This window comes from Bacteroidota bacterium (assembly GCA_025059945.1).
Lineage (GTDB): Bacteria > Bacteroidota > Rhodothermia > JANXDC01 > JANXDC01 > JANXDC01.
In genome coordinates this window covers 17,749-33,375 of record JANXDC010000001.1, presented here as the reverse complement: position 1 = coordinate 33,375, position 15,627 = coordinate 17,749, and the positions used below count along the sequence as shown (strand labels likewise).

Sequence of the window (15,627 nt, the reverse complement as noted above, 5' to 3'; positions counted from 1 at the left end):
CTATGTCTCTAGCTTGAGGTCCCGCCTGAGCGTCTCATCGCGCGAGGGGCGCCAGATGTACTGGTCCAGAAAGTAGTGATGCATGGGAAAACCGATTAAAAAGGCGAGCACCAGTTCCCGGGTGCTGAAGGCCCCGAAGAGCGCATGCTGGCTAGTGAGCACAAGCGGGCCGCAGCCCGGATGCACCTCAAGAGCGCACCCCAGCAGGCGGAACACGGCCGCCATGGCGATTCCGCAGGCCATGTAGGTGAGGAAGCTCCGACTGATCTTGGCGGCCAGCCCGAAGCGCTTGGGGTCCACGCCGGGTCGGTGGTAGCGATTGCGGTGATGAAACCACACGATCGCGTGATACTGGATGTCGTGATAGATCGTTACAAAGGCGCTAAAGGCCAGCAGCGGGGCCGTCAAGGCCACGGAGCTAAAGCCGATGTAGCTATAGAGCGGGATCAGGGCGAGCAGAAAAAGCAGCTTGGGCCCGTTTAGGGGCAGTCCGGCGCGCCAACGCTGCAGCTGCCGCAACAAGAAAGCCGCGATCACGGTCAGCCACGCGGCCCAAGCGACGGCCACGACGAAGTGCTCCCAGTGTAGGGCGCGCCAATAATCCAGCTCCCACAGCGCGCTCAGACGGCCCTCGAGCCCTGAACCTGACAGGGCCGGATATTCCGGAAAACGCTCCGGAAGTCCAAGCGCAGCCCTGGCCTGCGGGTGCCGAATGGCGAAGGCGACAAACGGGGCAAGCAGCCCCCCATAGAGCAGCGCCTGATCGATGCGCAGATCCGTTAGACCTGTCTCCCCGTTCTTGCGTCGGTACAGGCTCAGGATTCCGTAATGCTGCCGGACCACATGCCAGTAGGCCCAAAGGTTGAAAAACACCAAAAAGGCGAGAAAGGGTATCCGATAACCCTCCCAGCCCAACCGGTAGCCCACATAGGAAAGGCCTAATACGGCGGGGCCTACCAGGAACCACAGCAGGCTACCCAACAGGAGGGCCTTGCGGCGCTGCCATTCCTCTTTGTCGAAGTACGTCCGAGAATACGTGCCGAAAAAGTGGGGGCTGTCCAGTAGGAGCACCCAGAGGAACCATACCGTGATCATGTCTAAATGCAGGCCGGCATGCAGGTACAACAGCCCATATCCGGCCAGCGCTCCCCCTATAAACCAGAGCAGATCGGCTCGGGGGCTGACGATCCACTGCGCGGTAAAGCGCTCTTGCCAGCGTGCTAGAGCCAATGCCTTGGTCCAAGCCATCGGCGCACCTCCGGTTCCCGCTAGACGCGATCTTATGATAGACCGCAGCTTCTAGAAAAGCAAGGTTTCTATGTCCGACGCGAGGCCATATCTTCCCGTTCGCCAGATATGAAGAGCCGGCTAAAACTGCTGGATCGATACCTGGGCCGTCAGCTCCTGGCTGTGTACTGGTTCTTGATGGGGGCTTTCGTGGCGGTCTTTGTGCTTTTGGACTTTGTCGAGCACATGGATGATTTCTACGATCGGGCCATCCCGTGGCGGGTCGTTTTGGGTCAGTACTACGCCGCCTATCTCCCGGAGATGATCAAGCTTGTCAGCCCTGCTGCGGTCTTCGTAGCCACGCTCTTTGTGAGCAGCCGCCTGGCTCAGCGCTCCGAGCTGATCGCCTTTCGCGCCGCGGGGGTGAGCCCGGGCCGCATGCTGCGGCCGTATGCGGTCTTGGGCCTGAGCGTTGTGCTCTTCATGGAGTTCTTCAACGGATGGGTCGTGCCCCGGGCCAATCGTACCCGCATCGCCTTCGAGAACCGTTACTTCATGCGCGAAGGCCGCCTGATAGAGGCCAGCAACGTCTTTCGTCAGAACGGCCCCACGAGTTTTCTGGGCATCGGGTATTTCGACCGGCAGGAGCGGATCGGCTATAGCGTCGTGCTGCAGGAGTTCGATCGGCCGTTTGGCGCTCTGGTGCGCCGCATCGACGCCGCCCGCATGCACTGGGTCGACTCGCTGCGGCGCTGGCGTTTTGAAGAGGTCTACGAGCAGCGCTTCCTCCCGGAGGGCGTCGTACTCCACGAACGCCGCAGCTGGGATACCACGCTGGCGCTCTCCCCACGGGATCTGGCGCGCGACGAACGCGACGTGGAACAGATGACGATTTCCGAGGCCCGCTCATATCTGGAGCTTCTGGAGCGCACCGGAGCTAGCCACATCGATCGGCCGCGCGTGGACTACTACGCTAAATTCGCCTATCCGATCGCAAACTTTGTCGTGATCCTGCTGGGCTTTCCCCTGGCCTCCGTGCGCAGACGAGGCGGCATGGCCCTGGCCTTAACGGCCGGACTGCTGCTGAGTTTCGCCTACATGGGCCTGATTAAGCTTTTTGAGCCGTTCGGATACGAGGGGGAGCTACATCCGCTGCTTGTGGTCTGGGCGCCCCACTTCTGCTTCGCGCTGCTCGGGCTGGGGCTCCTGTGGCGCTATCGGTAGGCCTACCAGCCTCGTTGGGCCATGCGGTGTAGGATGAGCGCCGAGAGCTGATGCATCCGATGTGGGTTGCGCCGATGCGGGGCGGGCAAAATGGCGATCAGGCGGGCGGCTTGTTCACGGCTCACACGGGCAGCCGAGATACCGTAGTAGCGGCGCGCCCCTTGCTCGACCCCAAATAGCCCATCGCCCATCTCGACGATGTTCAGATATAGCTCCAGGATCCGGTTCTTAGAAAGGAACACCTCCAGGGTCGGAGCCAAAAGGAGCTCCAACGCCTTGCGCACGTAGCTGCGATCCGGCCACAGATAGAGGTTTTTGACCAGCTGCTGCGTGATCGTGCTGCCCCCCCGCACGATCCGACCCCGGCGCACGTTGCGCTCATAGGCCTCCCGCAGCGCCTCCCAGTCGATGCCCCAATGTGCGTAGAAACGGCCGTCTTCACCGGCTATGGCGGCCCGGGGCAGGTGCCGGGACATGGCCGAAAGCGGCAGAAACGTATACCGGATCCGGTAGTCCGTTCGGCCCTTCAGCCGGGCCTCGCAGCGGCGCTGCGCCATAAGGGCGGTCTCGGCCGGCTCCAAGACCGTAAGAGAGGCCATGCCAGATAGCACAATCAAGGGCGTTCCGAGCGCGAGCAAACCTAACGCGCGGCGCCACAGACGCCCCCATACCGGGGTCATATGTTATTCGATGTGTAGGATCTCGTACTCGATCGTGCCCGCCGGAGCTCGCACAACGGCCACTTCGCCCACGCGTTTGCCCAGCAGCTCCTTGCCGATGGGAGAGGTCACAGATAGTTTATTGGCTTTGAAATCCGCCTCCTCGGGCGAAACCAACGTAACCTCAAGCTCCTGCCCGTTTTGCCGGTTGCGGATGCGCACGCGGCTCAGGATGTAGACCCGATCTCTGGGTAGATCCGCCTCCTCGATGATGCGCGCGTTGGCCAGCGTTTCCTCCAGCTTGGCGATGCGCATCTCCAGGTGGCTCTGGGCCTCCTTGGCCGCGTCGTACTCAGAGTTCTCGCTCAGATCCCCATAGGAGCGCGCCTCCGCAATGCGCTGCGCGATCTCCTGACGCCCTTTGGTGCGCAGCTCCTGCAGCTCTTGTTTCAGTTTTTCGTAGCCTTCACGAGTCAAATATACCGGCTTGCTCATGGCCTTTGCGTGTTTCTCCATTGAAGTGGACAAATAAAAGCGCACCAGCCTGCCCTCGGCAGGGCTGGTGCTAGCTGTACGTGGACAAAATTACACCGGGAGGGGATGGCCAAACAAGAGCTGATTTAGCCTGTCAAGCGAACAGATGCTTAATATAAGGCCATGAGCAGCGCGACGCGGGAGCGGTTGCTTAAAGCGGCCGAAGAGCTTTTTGGCGAATACGGCTTTGATGCCACCTCCGTGCGGGCGATCGGCGAGCGGGCTGGCGTTAACCCCGCTTTGGTGCACTACTATTTCGGATCCAAGGTGAACCTACTAGCCGCTCTGCTGGCTCAGCGCTCCACGGCGTTGCGCGCCACCTTATGGGCCGCCAGCAGAGCGGAGCCCATGGATCTCTGGGATCGGCTCCGGGTCGTGCTGGAGGCTTACATGCGGGCCTTCTACGATCATCATCTGCTGGTCCGGCTCGTGTTTCGGGAGCTCGCCTTACGCCAACGCCCCGAATTGACCGAAGCGTTGGTTCAGCTTATTGAACCCCTGCGAGAGCCTCTGTATGCGATCCTGAGCGAAGGCGTTCACAGGGGACGATTTCATCCCGTAGACCCGGACCTCGTCTGGCTTACCGTCATGGGCGCCTTGCTCATGCCCCTGGTCAACAGACCCATGGCCTCGGCTCTGTTTGGATGGGAGCCGGGTTCCCTTGAGCCGTATCCCGAGGCTTTTCGAGCGCGCTTGCACCGACACCTCTGGGATACGCTTAAGGCCATGCTGCATCCTCCGGGAGCTCGGGGTAGTCCATATGGCTGCTAGCAATCCCCTCTGATCAAGGTCTGAGCCTGGGGTACGTCACGGTAGGGAGGGTCGTAACGCCGCGGCACCCGCCCCGGTCCTTTTCCCCTGAAAGGGAGGATCAAGAGCATGTACGCCAGAGTGCGCAGCGGGGCCGTATACGGCATTGAAGCCGTGCCCGTGCAGGTAGAGGTGCACCTTGCGGCCGGGCAACCCGGCATGACTGTCGTGGGGCTTCCGGATAATGCAGTAAAGGAAAGCCGAGAACGGGTGCGGGCGGCGATCAAAAACAGCGGCTTTGGCTTTCCCAGGCGGCATGTGGTCATCAACCTGGCCCCTGCGGATCTGCGCAAGGAGGGCTCGGCTTTTGATCTGCCGGTTGCCGTGGGCATTCTGGCGGCTGACGGGCTTGTGCCGCCGGAGGTCTTAGCGGATCACGTGCTCCTGGGGGAGCTTTCTCTGGATGGCGAGCTGCGGCCCGTTCGGGGGGTGCTGCCGGTAGCTGTTCTGGCGCGTCAAGGGTCTGGGCAACGGCTCATCGTTCCAGCCCAAAACGCGGCCGAGGCGGCCGTGGTTGAGGGCGTATCGGTCCTGGCCGCCCGGCACCTTCAGCAGGTGCTGGCCCATCTACGCGGAGAGCGCTTGCTGGAACCTGTGCACGTGGACGTACAGAGGCTTTTTCAAGAGGCGCAGCACGAAGGGCCCGACTTCGCCGACGTGCGGGGGCAGCACGCCGTCAAGCGAGCGCTGGAGATCGCCGCCGCTGGGGGGCATAACGTGCTCATGGTCGGCCCCCCGGGCTCGGGAAAAACCCTATTGGCCCAACGTCTGCCCACGATTTTACCCCCGCTTACGCTAGAGGAAGCCCTTGAGACCACCAAGATTCATTCGATTGCGGGCAAGCTGCCCGCCGGAACAGCGCTGATCGGCGTGCGGCCTTTTCGGGCCCCGCACCATACGATCTCGGACGCCGGGCTTGTCGGCGGAGGCTCTACGCCCATGCCAGGGGAGATATCGTTGGCGCACAACGGGGTGTTGTTCCTAGACGAGCTGCCGGAGTTCCCCCGCTCCGTGCTCGAGCTGCTCCGCCAGCCCTTAGAGGAGCGCAGGATCACCTTAAGCCGAGCTCGAACCGCCGTTACGTATCCGGCAAACTTCATGCTCGTGGCGGCGATGAACCCCTGTCCATGCGGGCATCTGGGCAATCCATATAAAGACTGCACCTGCACCCCAAGCCAGGTTCAACGCTACTTGGCCAAACTTTCGGGTCCGCTCCTGGACCGACTGGACATTCACATCGAGGTGAGCCCGGTGCCTTATAGCGATTTGGCCTCGCGGATCGATGGAGAGTCCTCGGCGGCCATCCGAGAGCGCGTCATGGCGGCGCGGCTCCGGCAACTGGAGCGCTTTCGGGACACGGCGGGGGTGTACGCCAACGCGCACATGGACACGCGTTTGGTACGCCGCTTCTGCCCGCTTACAGCCGAGGGCGAGGCGCTCATGAAACAAGCCATCGCCCGGCTCGGGCTCTCGGCGCGAGCGTATGATCGCATCCTCAAGGTGGCCCGCACGATCGCCGATTTGGACGGAGACGAAAGAATCCAGCCCGTCCACCTGGCCGAGGCCATCCAATACCGCAGCCTAGATCGGGACCGATACTTTCGATAGGCTCTAGGACTCAGGGGGCGGCACGGGAAGCTCTTCAGGAAGCAGCGCACGCCAGCGCTCACCCTCCTCCAGGAGCATTATGGCGATCCCGTCGCGCACCGGGTATTTGCGCGCACAATCCCAGCAGATCAGCCACGCATTGCGGTGGTAATATAGTCTTCCTCCCGTGTGGCGCGCACAGGCCGGACAGCGCAAAAGCTCGAGCAGCTCGGCGGGCAGCATAGCCCCTCTAATGGACCGAAACGGAGGCGGTAACGGCCGCCTGCACGATGCGCAGAAAGGCGGCGGCTTCTAGGCTCGCCCCCCCCACAAGCCCCCCGTCGATATCCGGCTGCCGAAACAGTTCAAGAGCGTTTTCGGGCCTCAGGCTGCCCCCATACAGGATGCGCAGGCCGCTTGCCGCCACATCCCCCCATCGGGCACGCGCCCAGGCTCGTATATGGGCGTGCATTTCTTGGGCCTCCTCTGGGGTGGCGTTTTGCCCGGTGCCGATAGCCCAGACGGGCTCATAAGCGATCACAAGCCTATCGAGGGCCTCATCGGATAGAGCCGCGAGCGCGCCTTCTAGTTGGCCCTCTACGACCGCCTGCGCCCGACCCGAGCGACGCTCCGCAAGCTCCTCGCCCACGCACAAAATGGGCCTCAGATCCGCCTGCAAAGCAGCGCGCACCTTACGGCCGATCTCCGAATCGGTTTCCCTAAAGTAGCGCCGCCGCTCCGAGTGGCCCACGATGACATATGCGCAGCCCACGCTGCGCAGCATGGGCGCGGAGACCTCACCCGTAAAGGCGCCTTGGGGTTCTGGGTGCACGTTCTGCGCCCCCAGTTGCACGGCGGAGCCCGCCAAGACGGGGCGAAGCGCTTCCAGAAACACAAACGGAGGACAGAGCACCACCTCCACTATGCTGGGGATCGCGCGCAGACCCTCTACGATGGCGGCGCCCAGTCGGAGGGCCTCCTCGCGCACGGTGTGCATCTTCCAGTTTGCCGCCACAAGAGGCGTGCGCATCAGGATCCCTCCAGAGCTTGGGCTACGGCGCGTTCCAGGTCCGGCCCGCGCAGGTTGCGCGCGATGATCTTGCCTTGCCGATCAAGCAAGAACGTAGCGGGGATCGCCTGTACGCGGTACTGCTGCACAAGCGCATGCCGCCAGCCAGAGCCATCGCCGATATGAACCCAGTCCAGCTGCTGCTCTCGTACGAAGCGCTTCCAAGCCCGCACGTCCTCGTCCAGAGATACGCCGATGATCACAAACCCCCTGTCCCGATACCGGCGCCAAAGGGCTTTGACGTTAGGAAGCTCCTCCAAACAGGGCTGACACCAGGTGGCCCAAAAGTCCAGGAGCACCACCTTACCGCGAAATTGGCGCAGCGACACGGATCGGCCCTCGATATCGGTGGCCGTAAAATCCGGCGCCTGAGCGCCCTCGGTCAGAAAATCCAGTTCATAGAGGATGTCCTGAGCTGTTTTAGCCCAACGCGTCTGGGGATAACGCTCCACAAGCCCGCGCAGCACGCCTCTGGCCGAGTCCAGCTGCCCCGCTCCGGCGTAAAGAGAGGCCAGATGGTATTCCACGGCGGCCTTGGAGGCGGTGTAGCGCGCTTTGGCCACGCGCTCGCGCAGGGACTTCCAGTAGGCGAGCGCCTCCCGAGGGGGTTTTCGCTCCGTTAGCACCAGGCGTACGTTTTCGAGCGCGGCCCCGTAGCTGGGGTGGTTCGGGTCGAGCTCTCGCCGGGCCACCTCCAGGAAGGAATCCGGCAGAGCCGGGTATAGCACCATGACGGCGTACAAGCGCGCATCCCGAGCGGCTTCCAGGCGCGCGTGCTCCTGGGCGAAGGAGAGGAAAGCCCGGCGCTGCGCGAGGGCTTCTTGTTTGAGCTCCATCCCGCCGGTCGTATCGGTCTGGGTCTTCTGGGATAGGCTTTGCTGGGCGAGCGCGACCAGCCCCATGAGCTGTTGCCAGGCCTCATTTTCGGGGGAGCCTACGGCGCGCACCGTAAACTCGGGCACACGGATTTCGAGCCGCACCGTTTCGTCGCGCTTCAAGATCACCCAGGTGTTGGCCACCAAGGCCGGCCCGTAAGAGAACAGCAACACGTAGCGGTCTGGCGCGAGCCCTCTAAGCGCCATTCGGAAATGGTGCTGGGTGGTGTCCGTGCGTGTCTGGGCCAGGGTATCCAGGTCTTGGCGATCCGGGTCAAAGCGCACCAGCGTCACATCGAAGGCTTGTCCGGGCAGGGCGCCCACAAAACGGCCTTCGATCACGGGAGAGATACGAGGCCGCCCGCAGGCCGCAATCAGGATCGGCAAAAGCAACCAGTAGCTGCGCACTGCGCTTTTCCTATTTTGGTGCACGAACAGCGCCACCCAGCAGCGCCTCCAGACGGCGGCGCAGCGCCTCCAGACCCGCCCCCTCAAAGCGGGCCAGCAGGCGTCCTTGGGGATCGATCAGAAATCGGGTGATCGGGGCGCGCACGTTGTAGGCCCGCGCTAACGGACCCCGGCCGTCTTGCCCCTCATAGAGATGAGACCAGCGCAGAGCGCGGCCCTCGAAGACGGCCGCATAGTCCAGCGAATCCGCGTCCAGGCCCACGCTGATCCAACGCAGCCGCTCCGGATAACGTTGGAGCAGGGAATCAATCCAGGGCAGGTCGTTCAGATACCCCAGCGCTTGGGTATGCCAGAACTCCAGCACTATATATCGGCCTCTGAGCTCATCCCAACGCACAGGGCGGCCCTCGCGGTCAACCCCTTCTACGGGCGGGGCGGCCTGGCCTGGCTGCAGGTGATCTAGCTCGTATTCCAGCTGCTTAAGCCATTCGAGCGCGGCCTCCTCTTGGGGATAGCGATTGTAGAAAGCACGCACAAGCCGGCGTGCCTCCTCAACGCGATGGCTATCGGCCAGGGCGCGCACAAGCAGCAGGTGCAAATTGGCCTGATCCCGGATGGCCGATACGCGGTCCAGACGTTCCTCCAGGTAGCGACGCGCCGCTTCTAGACCGCGCAAGCGCAGTTCCGCCCCCCAGGCGGCCTCCAAGGCAAATGCGTATTCGGGAGCCTCGGGGGGGATCGTCTCGGCCCATTGGCGCAACCTGTGGTCGTTCCATCCCGCCAGGATGCGAAGCGCCTCGGCCGTGGCCGCTAGGGCAGCCATGGTGCCCGGATATTGCTGGCGGATGCTCCAGAGGATGCCAGCGTACAACTCCACGGTCCCCTGCAGGCGGGCCTCCGATTTTTCGGCGCTATCCCGCAGGGCCTCGAGTACAAGCTGGTTGTATTGCAGGCGCGTGTTTTCCAGAGCCACCCAAGCCGTGTTTTCGCGCGATCGCAGGCGGCGCGTGCTCTGATATTGGGGCAGTACAGCCCGCAGCTCAATCGTGTCCCCGGGGGCGAGCACAAGGCCGTCTTGTACGAGCACCCGGTTGTATCGGCCAATCCAGAGTGGATAGCGCCCCTTCTGGGGGGCCCGGATGAGCACGCTGAAACGACCCGCTGAGTCCGTAACCGCATAGGCCAAGGTATCCCAGCGAGCCGAATCCGGCCGCACGACCCACAATTGGATGCCCCAGTAGTTGCGCGTCTGATCTACGGTTGTATCGATCGTGATCTGCCCCCGGAAAGGCACCCAGAAGGAGCCGCCTTCGGGCTGCGCCCACAGTAACGGGGTGTAACACAGCAACACGCCCAGCGCAGGACCGACCCTCATGCGTTCGCCCCGTTGGCCTCCGCGCGCAACCGAAGCTTCTGGAGCACAAGCTCCCGGGTGCGTTGGGGATTGGCCTTGCCCTGACTGGCCCGCATGACCTGTCCGACGAAAAAGCCCAACAACCCCACCTTACCCCGCAGGTAAGCTTCCACCTCGGCCGGATGCTCGGCCAAGACCGCCTCCACTAGGGGTTCAATGGCCGCATCGTCGGAGACCTGCAACAGATTCAGCTCGCGGGCTAGGGTTTCTGGATCTCGGGGATCGTCGCACATCACTTCGAAGATGCGTTGGGCAGCGGAGCTGGAAATAAGATCCTGATCCCGCAGCCGGATCAAGGCGGCCAAGTGGGCGGGCGGAACGGGAAAGTCCCGAACGGAGATGGAGCGCTCATTGAGCACGCGCAGCACCTGGGTCATAACCCAGTTGCTGGCGGCCTTGTAGTGCTGCGTGTGGGCTACAACGGCCTCGTAGTAATCGGCCAACTCGCGGGTCTCGGTTAGGATCCGGGCGTCGTATTCCGGCAGTCCGTACTGCTCGATGAAGCGCTGCCGGCGGGCCTCTGGCATCTCGGGCAGCGCCTGGCGGACGCGCTCTAAGAGCGCCTCCGTTACGCAAATCGGCACCAGATCGGGCTCGGGAAAATACCGGTAATCGTGGGCCTGCTCCTTGGTCCGCATGGGGCGGGTTTCCATCCGAACCGGATCCCACAGAAGCGTCTGCTGCACCACGGGCAGGCCGCGCTCCAAGAGCCCAATTTGCCGCTCAATCTCGTAGGCTAAGGCCCGCTCGACGAAGCGAAACGAGTTCATGTTTTTGATCTCGGTCTTGGTGCCGAGCCGCTCTGAGCCCCGACGGCGGACCGAAACGTTGGCGTCGCAGCGCAAGCTGCCCTCCTCCATGTTGCCGTCACAGATGCCGAGGTAGCGCACCAGCTGGCGAAGCGCAACCAGGTAGGCGACGGCCTCCTGAGGGGAGCGCAGATCCGGCGCGCTTACGATCTCGATAAGCGGCACCCCGCAACGGTTTAGGTCCACAAGTGTATGATACGGATCCTGATCGTGCAGGCTCTTGCCCGCGTCCTCCTCCAAATGGATACGAAGGATGCCGACCCGCTTGCGCTGTCCGTTTTCCCACTCGATCTCCACGTAGCCGTCTGAGCACAGCGGGGTCTCGTACTGGGAGATCTGATAGCCCTTCGGAAGATCGGGGTAGAAGTAGTTTTTTCGGGCAAACCAGGAGCGGGCGGCGATCCGACAATGGGTGGCAAGCCCCATACGCAGGGCGAATTCGACAGCACGCTCATTGAGCACCGGCAGCACACCCGGATGCCCCAAGCAGATCGGGCAGACGTTCGCGTTGGGCGCCTCCCCAAATGCGGTTGAACAGGCGCAGAAGAGCTTGCTTTCGGTCAGCAGCTGCGCATGCACCTCTAGGCCGATGATCGCCTCGTAATCCGGATGCGGATACATGGCAGAACGCTGGTCGTGTGACCCTGTAAAATAGCACCGTCGCCTCCGGGCTAGCAAACCGCCTCCTGAAGCGTCTCAGAAGCGAGTTTCAATCTGAGAACCAAGCCCAGGTCACGGCCTTTGCAGCCGCGTTTTTGAGGCCACCGGCGCATTGGCACCGGGTTTGTCGGCCAAATCCCCCGAATCCAACCCGAGGTGTTTTGACGATGGCGACGTTCGTGCTGCTACCCGCTTACAACGAGGAGGCCGCGCTCAGGCGGCTCATCCCCCGTTTGCTGGAGGCGGATCCCGATCTTCGGATCGTCGTGGTCAACGACGGCTCCACGGACCGCACCGGCGAGGTGGCCCGCTCCTTTGCAGGCGTGGTGGTGTTGGAGCATCCGGAGAACCGAGGGCTAGGGGAAGCGTTGCGGACCGGCTTCGGGTACCTGGCCCGCGTCACCGAGCCGGAGGACGTGATCCTGACCATGGACGCCGACGACACGCACGATCCGGCTGCGCTCAAGACCATGCGCAAGGCCCTGCAAGAGGGGGCGGAGCTCGTCATCGCCTCCCGGTACCGCTCCGGCTCCCGCAGCACCGGCGTGCCCTGGTGTCGACGGGCCTTAAGCTATGCCGCCCGGTGGCTTTTCTCCGTCTTCGCCCCTATACCGGGCGTTCGGGACTACACGTGCGGATTTCGCGCCTATCGGGCTCGGCTGATCCACGGGGCCTACCGGCTGTGGGGCGATCGGCTCATGGAATCGGCGGGGTTTGCCTGCGCCACGGAGCTATTGCTCAAGCTGCGTCCCTTAGAGCCGCGCGTAGTGGAGGTGCCTCTGGAACTGCGTTACGACCGCAAGCCGGGTTCGAGCAAGATGCGGCTGCTGCGCGCGATCCGAGAATACGGCCGCCTGCTTTGGCAGAGCGCCCGTTGGCCCCTGAACTGGGCGGGGCGGACAATCGGCGGGTTTCCCCTGTTCTGGACTGAAATTGAGAGGATGGCACTATGCGGGTAGCTGTAATCGGAGCCGGCATCTCCGGGCTTACGGGCGCATACCGTCTGCTGCAGCACGGACATGAAGTTACGGTCTTCGAACGCGCCCCGGCCGCGGGCGGGCTGGGCGCCCACTTCACCTTCCGGGGTGTGCCCGTAGAGCGTTTCTACCACTGCATGATCCCCAGCGATGCGGCGCTCTTGGGATTGCTCGAAGAACTCGGACTAGCCGATCGGGTGTACTGGTCGGAGGTCTCAATGGGCTTTATGGTCGAGCGCCGCATGTATCCGCTGAACACGCCCCGGGACCTGCTTCGGTTTGGCCCGCTCCGAGTTATCGATCGGATCCGCGTTGGCCTGGGCGCTCTGTACATGCGCCTTGGGACTTGCACGCAGGCCCTGGAGACGGTGCCGGCGCTGAGCTGGTTGGAGCGCCTCTTCGGAAAGCGCGCGACGGCTTTGCTGTATCGTCCGCTTCTTGAGGCCAAGTTTGGGGCCGAGTACGCCCCGCAAGTGCCGGCTGCCTGGTACGTGCACCGCTTTCGGCGCGAGAAGGCCTCTGGCCGGGAGGTCAAAGGCTACATCCGAGGGAGCTACGAGGTCATCACGCGGCACCTGCTTGTGCACCTTCACCGAATAGGAGCTAAGATCCGGTTCAACCAGCCCGTGCAACGGCTGTGGGTGCATCCGGATGGGAGCCTCTCCGTGGACACCCCTACGGAAACGCACCGCTTTGATGCGGCGCTCTTGGCTGTGCCATATCCGGTGGCCCGACGGATCATACAGAATTCGCCCAGGTTGGCCAACCTGCTCAAGCTGCCCGAAATCCCCCACATGGGCGTGGTGAACGCGGTCTTAATCCTTAAGCGCTCCCTGATCCCCCACTACTGGATGCCCGTGGTGCGTTCTGGCGTGCGCTTTCAAGGCATCGTGCAATCCACCCACGTGCGCCGACCCGAAGAGCTAGGCGGTCGTCACCTGGTCTACCTCATGAACTACCTTCCTGCCTCCGATGAATGGTTCCACTTGGGAGACGAGCAACTGCGCGAACGCTACTGGGCGGATCTAAGGGCGCTCTTTCCTGATCTGCGGGAAGCGGATCTTGAGGAAATGCGGCTTTTCCGCACCTCCTTCGTGGAACCCAACTACACACTGGGTTACGCCGAAACAAAACCCTCTGGCGTGCTTCTGCCTGGTCTGCTGTATCTGGCCACCCCGGCTCAAGTCTACCCCAACCCCCCGTCCTGGAACGCCATGGTGGCTCAGGTGGAAGAAGTGGCCCGCTGGATGGTGCAAGATCTAGCTCTAAAGGCCCCACAAACGATGAGGGAAGAACATGAAGCCGTGCGCCGGGCTTAGTGTTGACGTAGACAGCATAGCCACCCATCTGCAAGGCTACGGTTATCGAGTCCCCGGAGACGACGGCCTGGTATACGAGCAGGCTCTGCCCCGCATGCTGAAGCTGTTTCGGGCGCTTGGGGCTCGGGCTACGTTCTTCGTGGTGGTAGAGGAGGCGCTTCGCTATCCGGACCTAATTCGTCAGATCGTGGCCGAGGGCCACGAAGTGGCCTGCCATTCTCTGACGCATCCGGCGGGCATACATCGCCTAGGCGAGGCGCACCTATATGACGAGATCGTTTACGCCCGCTCCGTACTGGAGCAGCTCACCGGCCGATCGGTGGTGGGTTTTCGAAGCCCATCCTGGTATTTGACCGACAGCATACTGGCGTGCATCGCGGAGGCCGGCTACTGGTATGACGCCACGGCCTATCCTTCGCCCCTGCTTGTGGCCGCGCGTCTGGAAATCCGCCGCCGGGGCCGGGAGCGGGAGCGCGCCTTTGAGGGGTGGCATCCGCTTTGGGAACAAGTCTTCGGCAGGCGCGCCCCGTATCTGGTGCACACCGAGCGGGGAAGCTTTCTTGAACTCCCCATCACGGTATTGACCCCGCTTCGGATCCCCTTCTACCACACCTTGCGCTGGGTGTTGCCCCGAAGCATATGGTCGTGGATGCGGCGCAGCCTGGATCGGGTTGGTTACGTGACGTACGTCTTGCACGCCGTCGACTTCCTGGGCGCCGACGTAGATCCCATAGACAAGCGGTTGCTCGTTCATCCCGGCATGCGCCTGCCGCTCGGCTACAAACTCCGGGAGGCCCGTAGGGTGCTGGAGCACGAGCTCGGAGCTTACCGGCTCATACCGCTTGGGGAGCTTCCCCTGCTTCAGCTCATCCGGATGCGGGAGCAGCTACAGAGGGAGGTCGTCACGTGAAGCGCGTGTTGGTCATCTTGGGAACCCGACCGGAGGTCATCAAGCTCGGCCCCGTAATCCAGGCCCTGGCGCGACATCCGCAGCTTGAGCCCATCGTCTGCTTTAGCGGCCAACATCAGGACCTGGTGGCTCCGCTGCTTCCCCTGTTTGGGATCCGGATCACATACGAGCTAAAGCCCAGGCGGCGCGATGCGGGCTTGGCCGCATTCGGCGGCGAGATGATGCATAGGCTAGCCCGGCTGTTTCGGCGACTTGAGCCCGACATGCTCCTTGTGCAGGGGGATACGACCACGGCGGCCCTGGCCGGCCTGGCCGCCTTCTATGAGGGTATCCCTGTGGCGCATATAGAGGCGGGGCTGCGCACTTACAACCGGTGGGAGCCCTTTCCCGAGGAGGTCAACCGTCGGCTGCTGGCCGAGGTCAGCACGTTGCACTTTGCTCCTACGCAACAGGCGGTTCTGAACCTCATCCGGGAGGGGGTGCCGGAAAACCGAATCTGGTTAACGGGCAACACGGCCATCGACGCGCTCCGTTGGGTGCGTCGGCACCTGGGTCCGGTAGAGCGTCCCGAAGAACCGCTGGTACTTGTAACCGCGCACCGGCGCGAAAACTGGGGCGACGGATTGCGTCGCATCGGACGCGCCCTGCGCTGGCTGGCCAGAAGGCATGCGCATGTGCGCTTTGTTGTGCCCCTGCATCCCAACCCCATCGTGCAGCAGGCGCTCCGTCCTTGGCTGGAGAGACTGCCCAACGTCGACCTTCGCCCGGCCGTCTCTTATGTTGAGATGGTGCGCCTGCTCGATCAAGCCCACGTGGTGTTGACGGACTCCGGAGGGCTACAGGAAGAGGCCGCCTATCTGGGCAAACCCATCCTGGTGCTGCGCCACGCGACCGAGCGGCCCGAGGGCGTGCAGGCCGGTGTGGCGCAGCTTGTGGGGACAAGCCCACGCAAGATCATCGCCTGGACCGAAAGGCTGCTCACCGATCCCGCCCAGCATCGCGCCATGTCCCGCCGCTGTTTGGCATACGGGGACGGAAGGGCCTCGGAGCGCATCGTGCGCGCGTTGGCGGCTTACCTGTACGGCCTTGAACTGCACTCTGAGCGCAGCAGCGTGGCGCTTTCAGCCTGAGCGCGGGCGCCTGGG

At 63.0% G+C, this 15,627-nt stretch carries 15 protein-coding genes; 7 read left to right on the top strand and 8 right to left on the bottom strand.

The features are described from left to right. Positions 1-1,248: a hypothetical protein gene (locus tag NZ993_00160; GenBank protein MCS7154212.1), complete on the bottom strand. Its 1,248-nt coding sequence runs from the start codon at positions 1,246-1,248 to the stop codon at positions 1-3. Between the two features lie 108 nt (positions 1,249-1,356). On the opposite strand from NZ993_00160, the gene NZ993_00155 reads away from it, so the two are divergent. Beyond that, positions 1,357-2,451, top strand: a complete 1,095-nt coding sequence (locus tag NZ993_00155) for an LptF/LptG family permease (protein MCS7154211.1) — start codon at positions 1,357-1,359, stop codon at positions 2,449-2,451. Positions 2,452-2,453: 2 nt separating this feature from the next. Here the strand turns inward: NZ993_00155 and mtgA are convergent, their stop codons facing one another. Then, on the bottom strand, positions 2,454-3,131 hold the full coding sequence (mtgA, locus tag NZ993_00150) for a monofunctional biosynthetic peptidoglycan transglycosylase (protein MCS7154210.1): 678 nt from the start codon (positions 3,129-3,131) through the stop codon (positions 2,454-2,456). 3 nt (positions 3,132-3,134) lie between these two features. Further along, a complete protein-coding gene (gene greA, locus NZ993_00145; protein ID MCS7154209.1) occupies positions 3,135-3,605 on the bottom strand; it encodes a transcription elongation factor GreA in 471 nt (156 codons plus the stop codon). Positions 3,606-3,767: 162 nt separating this feature from the next. On the opposite strand from greA, the gene NZ993_00140 reads away from it, so the two are divergent. Together NZ993_00140 and NZ993_00135 are read left to right on the top strand one after the other, a co-directional pair. Continuing rightward, positions 3,768-4,415 carry a TetR family transcriptional regulator gene (locus tag NZ993_00140; GenBank protein MCS7154208.1) on the top strand — a complete coding sequence of 216 codons (648 nt, stop codon included), beginning with the start codon at positions 3,768-3,770 and terminating at the stop codon, positions 4,413-4,415. Positions 4,416-4,523: 108 nt separating this feature from the next. After that, a complete protein-coding gene (locus NZ993_00135; protein MCS7154207.1) occupies positions 4,524-6,062 on the top strand; it encodes a YifB family Mg chelatase-like AAA ATPase in 1,539 nt (512 codons plus the stop codon). A gap of 3 nt (positions 6,063-6,065) precedes the next feature. Here the strand turns inward: NZ993_00135 and NZ993_00130 are convergent, their stop codons facing one another. Genes NZ993_00130 through gatB form a run of 5 tightly spaced genes read right to left on the bottom strand, consistent with a single transcriptional unit; the run spans position 6,066 to position 11,237 of the window. After that, positions 6,066-6,284, bottom strand: coding sequence for a Trm112 family protein (locus tag NZ993_00130; protein ID MCS7154206.1), 219 nt, complete (start codon positions 6,282-6,284; stop codon positions 6,066-6,068). Positions 6,285-6,291: 7 nt separating this feature from the next. Further along, positions 6,292-7,071 (bottom strand): triose-phosphate isomerase, encoded by a 780-nt coding sequence (gene tpiA / locus NZ993_00125; GenBank protein ID MCS7154205.1) that lies wholly within the window; start codon positions 7,069-7,071, stop codon positions 6,292-6,294. Then, positions 7,071-8,393, bottom strand: coding sequence for a TlpA family protein disulfide reductase (locus NZ993_00120; GenBank protein MCS7154204.1), 1,323 nt, complete (start codon positions 8,391-8,393; stop codon positions 7,071-7,073). Before NZ993_00120 ends, tpiA begins: the two co-directional genes overlap by 1 nt. Positions 8,394-8,403: 10 nt before the next feature. After that, on the bottom strand, positions 8,404-9,768 hold the full coding sequence (locus NZ993_00115) for a hypothetical protein (protein MCS7154203.1): 1,365 nt from the start codon (positions 9,766-9,768) through the stop codon (positions 8,404-8,406). Further along, entirely contained in the window at positions 9,765-11,237 is a 1,473-nt protein-coding gene (gatB, locus tag NZ993_00110) for an Asp-tRNA(Asn)/Glu-tRNA(Gln) amidotransferase subunit GatB (protein MCS7154202.1), read from the bottom strand. Before gatB ends, NZ993_00115 begins: the two co-directional genes overlap by 4 nt. Positions 11,238-11,443: 206 nt before the next feature. Here gatB and NZ993_00105 point away from each other — a divergent pair, with 206 nt between their 5' ends. From NZ993_00105 to wecB, 4 genes are read left to right on the top strand one after another with little or no spacing between them, the layout of a single operon-like run. Next, on the top strand, positions 11,444-12,235 hold the full coding sequence (locus tag NZ993_00105; GenBank protein MCS7154201.1) for a glycosyltransferase family 2 protein: 792 nt from the start codon (positions 11,444-11,446) through the stop codon (positions 12,233-12,235). After that, entirely contained in the window at positions 12,226-13,572 is a 1,347-nt protein-coding gene (locus NZ993_00100; protein ID MCS7154200.1) for an FAD-dependent oxidoreductase, read from the top strand. The genes NZ993_00105 and NZ993_00100 overlap by 10 nt, the downstream gene beginning before the upstream one ends. Next, positions 13,550-14,482 carry a polysaccharide deacetylase family protein gene (locus tag NZ993_00095; GenBank protein ID MCS7154199.1) on the top strand — a complete coding sequence of 311 codons (933 nt, stop codon included), beginning with the start codon at positions 13,550-13,552 and terminating at the stop codon, positions 14,480-14,482. The genes NZ993_00100 and NZ993_00095 overlap by 23 nt, the downstream gene beginning before the upstream one ends. Continuing rightward, complete coding sequence (wecB, locus tag NZ993_00090; protein MCS7154198.1) at positions 14,479-15,612, top strand: UDP-N-acetylglucosamine 2-epimerase (non-hydrolyzing); 1,134 nt, start codon at positions 14,479-14,481, stop codon at positions 15,610-15,612. The genes NZ993_00095 and wecB overlap by 4 nt, the downstream gene beginning before the upstream one ends. Positions 15,613-15,627 lie beyond the last annotated feature (15 nt).

Coding starts and splice junctions, on each gene's coding strand:
- NZ993_00105 (MCS7154201.1), top strand. CDS start 11,444: ATGGCGACGTTCGTGCTGCTACCCGCTTACAACGAGGAGGCCGCGCTC.
- NZ993_00155 (MCS7154211.1), top strand. CDS start 1,357: ATGAAGAGCCGGCTAAAACTGCTGGATCGATACCTGGGCCGTCAGCTC.
- NZ993_00130 (MCS7154206.1), bottom strand. CDS start 6,284: ATGCTGCCCGCCGAGCTGCTCGAGCTTTTGCGCTGTCCGGCCTGTGCG.
- mtgA (MCS7154210.1), bottom strand. CDS start 3,131: ATGACCCCGGTATGGGGGCGTCTGTGGCGCCGCGCGTTAGGTTTGCTC.
- tpiA (MCS7154205.1), bottom strand. CDS start 7,071: ATGCGCACGCCTCTTGTGGCGGCAAACTGGAAGATGCACACCGTGCGC.
- NZ993_00135 (MCS7154207.1), top strand. CDS start 4,524: ATGTACGCCAGAGTGCGCAGCGGGGCCGTATACGGCATTGAAGCCGTG.
- gatB (MCS7154202.1), bottom strand. CDS start 11,237: ATGTATCCGCATCCGGATTACGAGGCGATCATCGGCCTAGAGGTGCAT.
- NZ993_00115 (MCS7154203.1), bottom strand. CDS start 9,768: ATGAGGGTCGGTCCTGCGCTGGGCGTGTTGCTGTGTTACACCCCGTTA.
- NZ993_00160 (MCS7154212.1), bottom strand. CDS start 1,248: ATGGCTTGGACCAAGGCATTGGCTCTAGCACGCTGGCAAGAGCGCTTT.
- greA (MCS7154209.1), bottom strand. CDS start 3,605: ATGAGCAAGCCGGTATATTTGACTCGTGAAGGCTACGAAAAACTGAAA.
- NZ993_00140 (MCS7154208.1), top strand. CDS start 3,768: ATGAGCAGCGCGACGCGGGAGCGGTTGCTTAAAGCGGCCGAAGAGCTT.
- NZ993_00100 (MCS7154200.1), top strand. CDS start 12,226: ATGCGGGTAGCTGTAATCGGAGCCGGCATCTCCGGGCTTACGGGCGCA.
- NZ993_00095 (MCS7154199.1), top strand. CDS start 13,550: ATGAAGCCGTGCGCCGGGCTTAGTGTTGACGTAGACAGCATAGCCACC.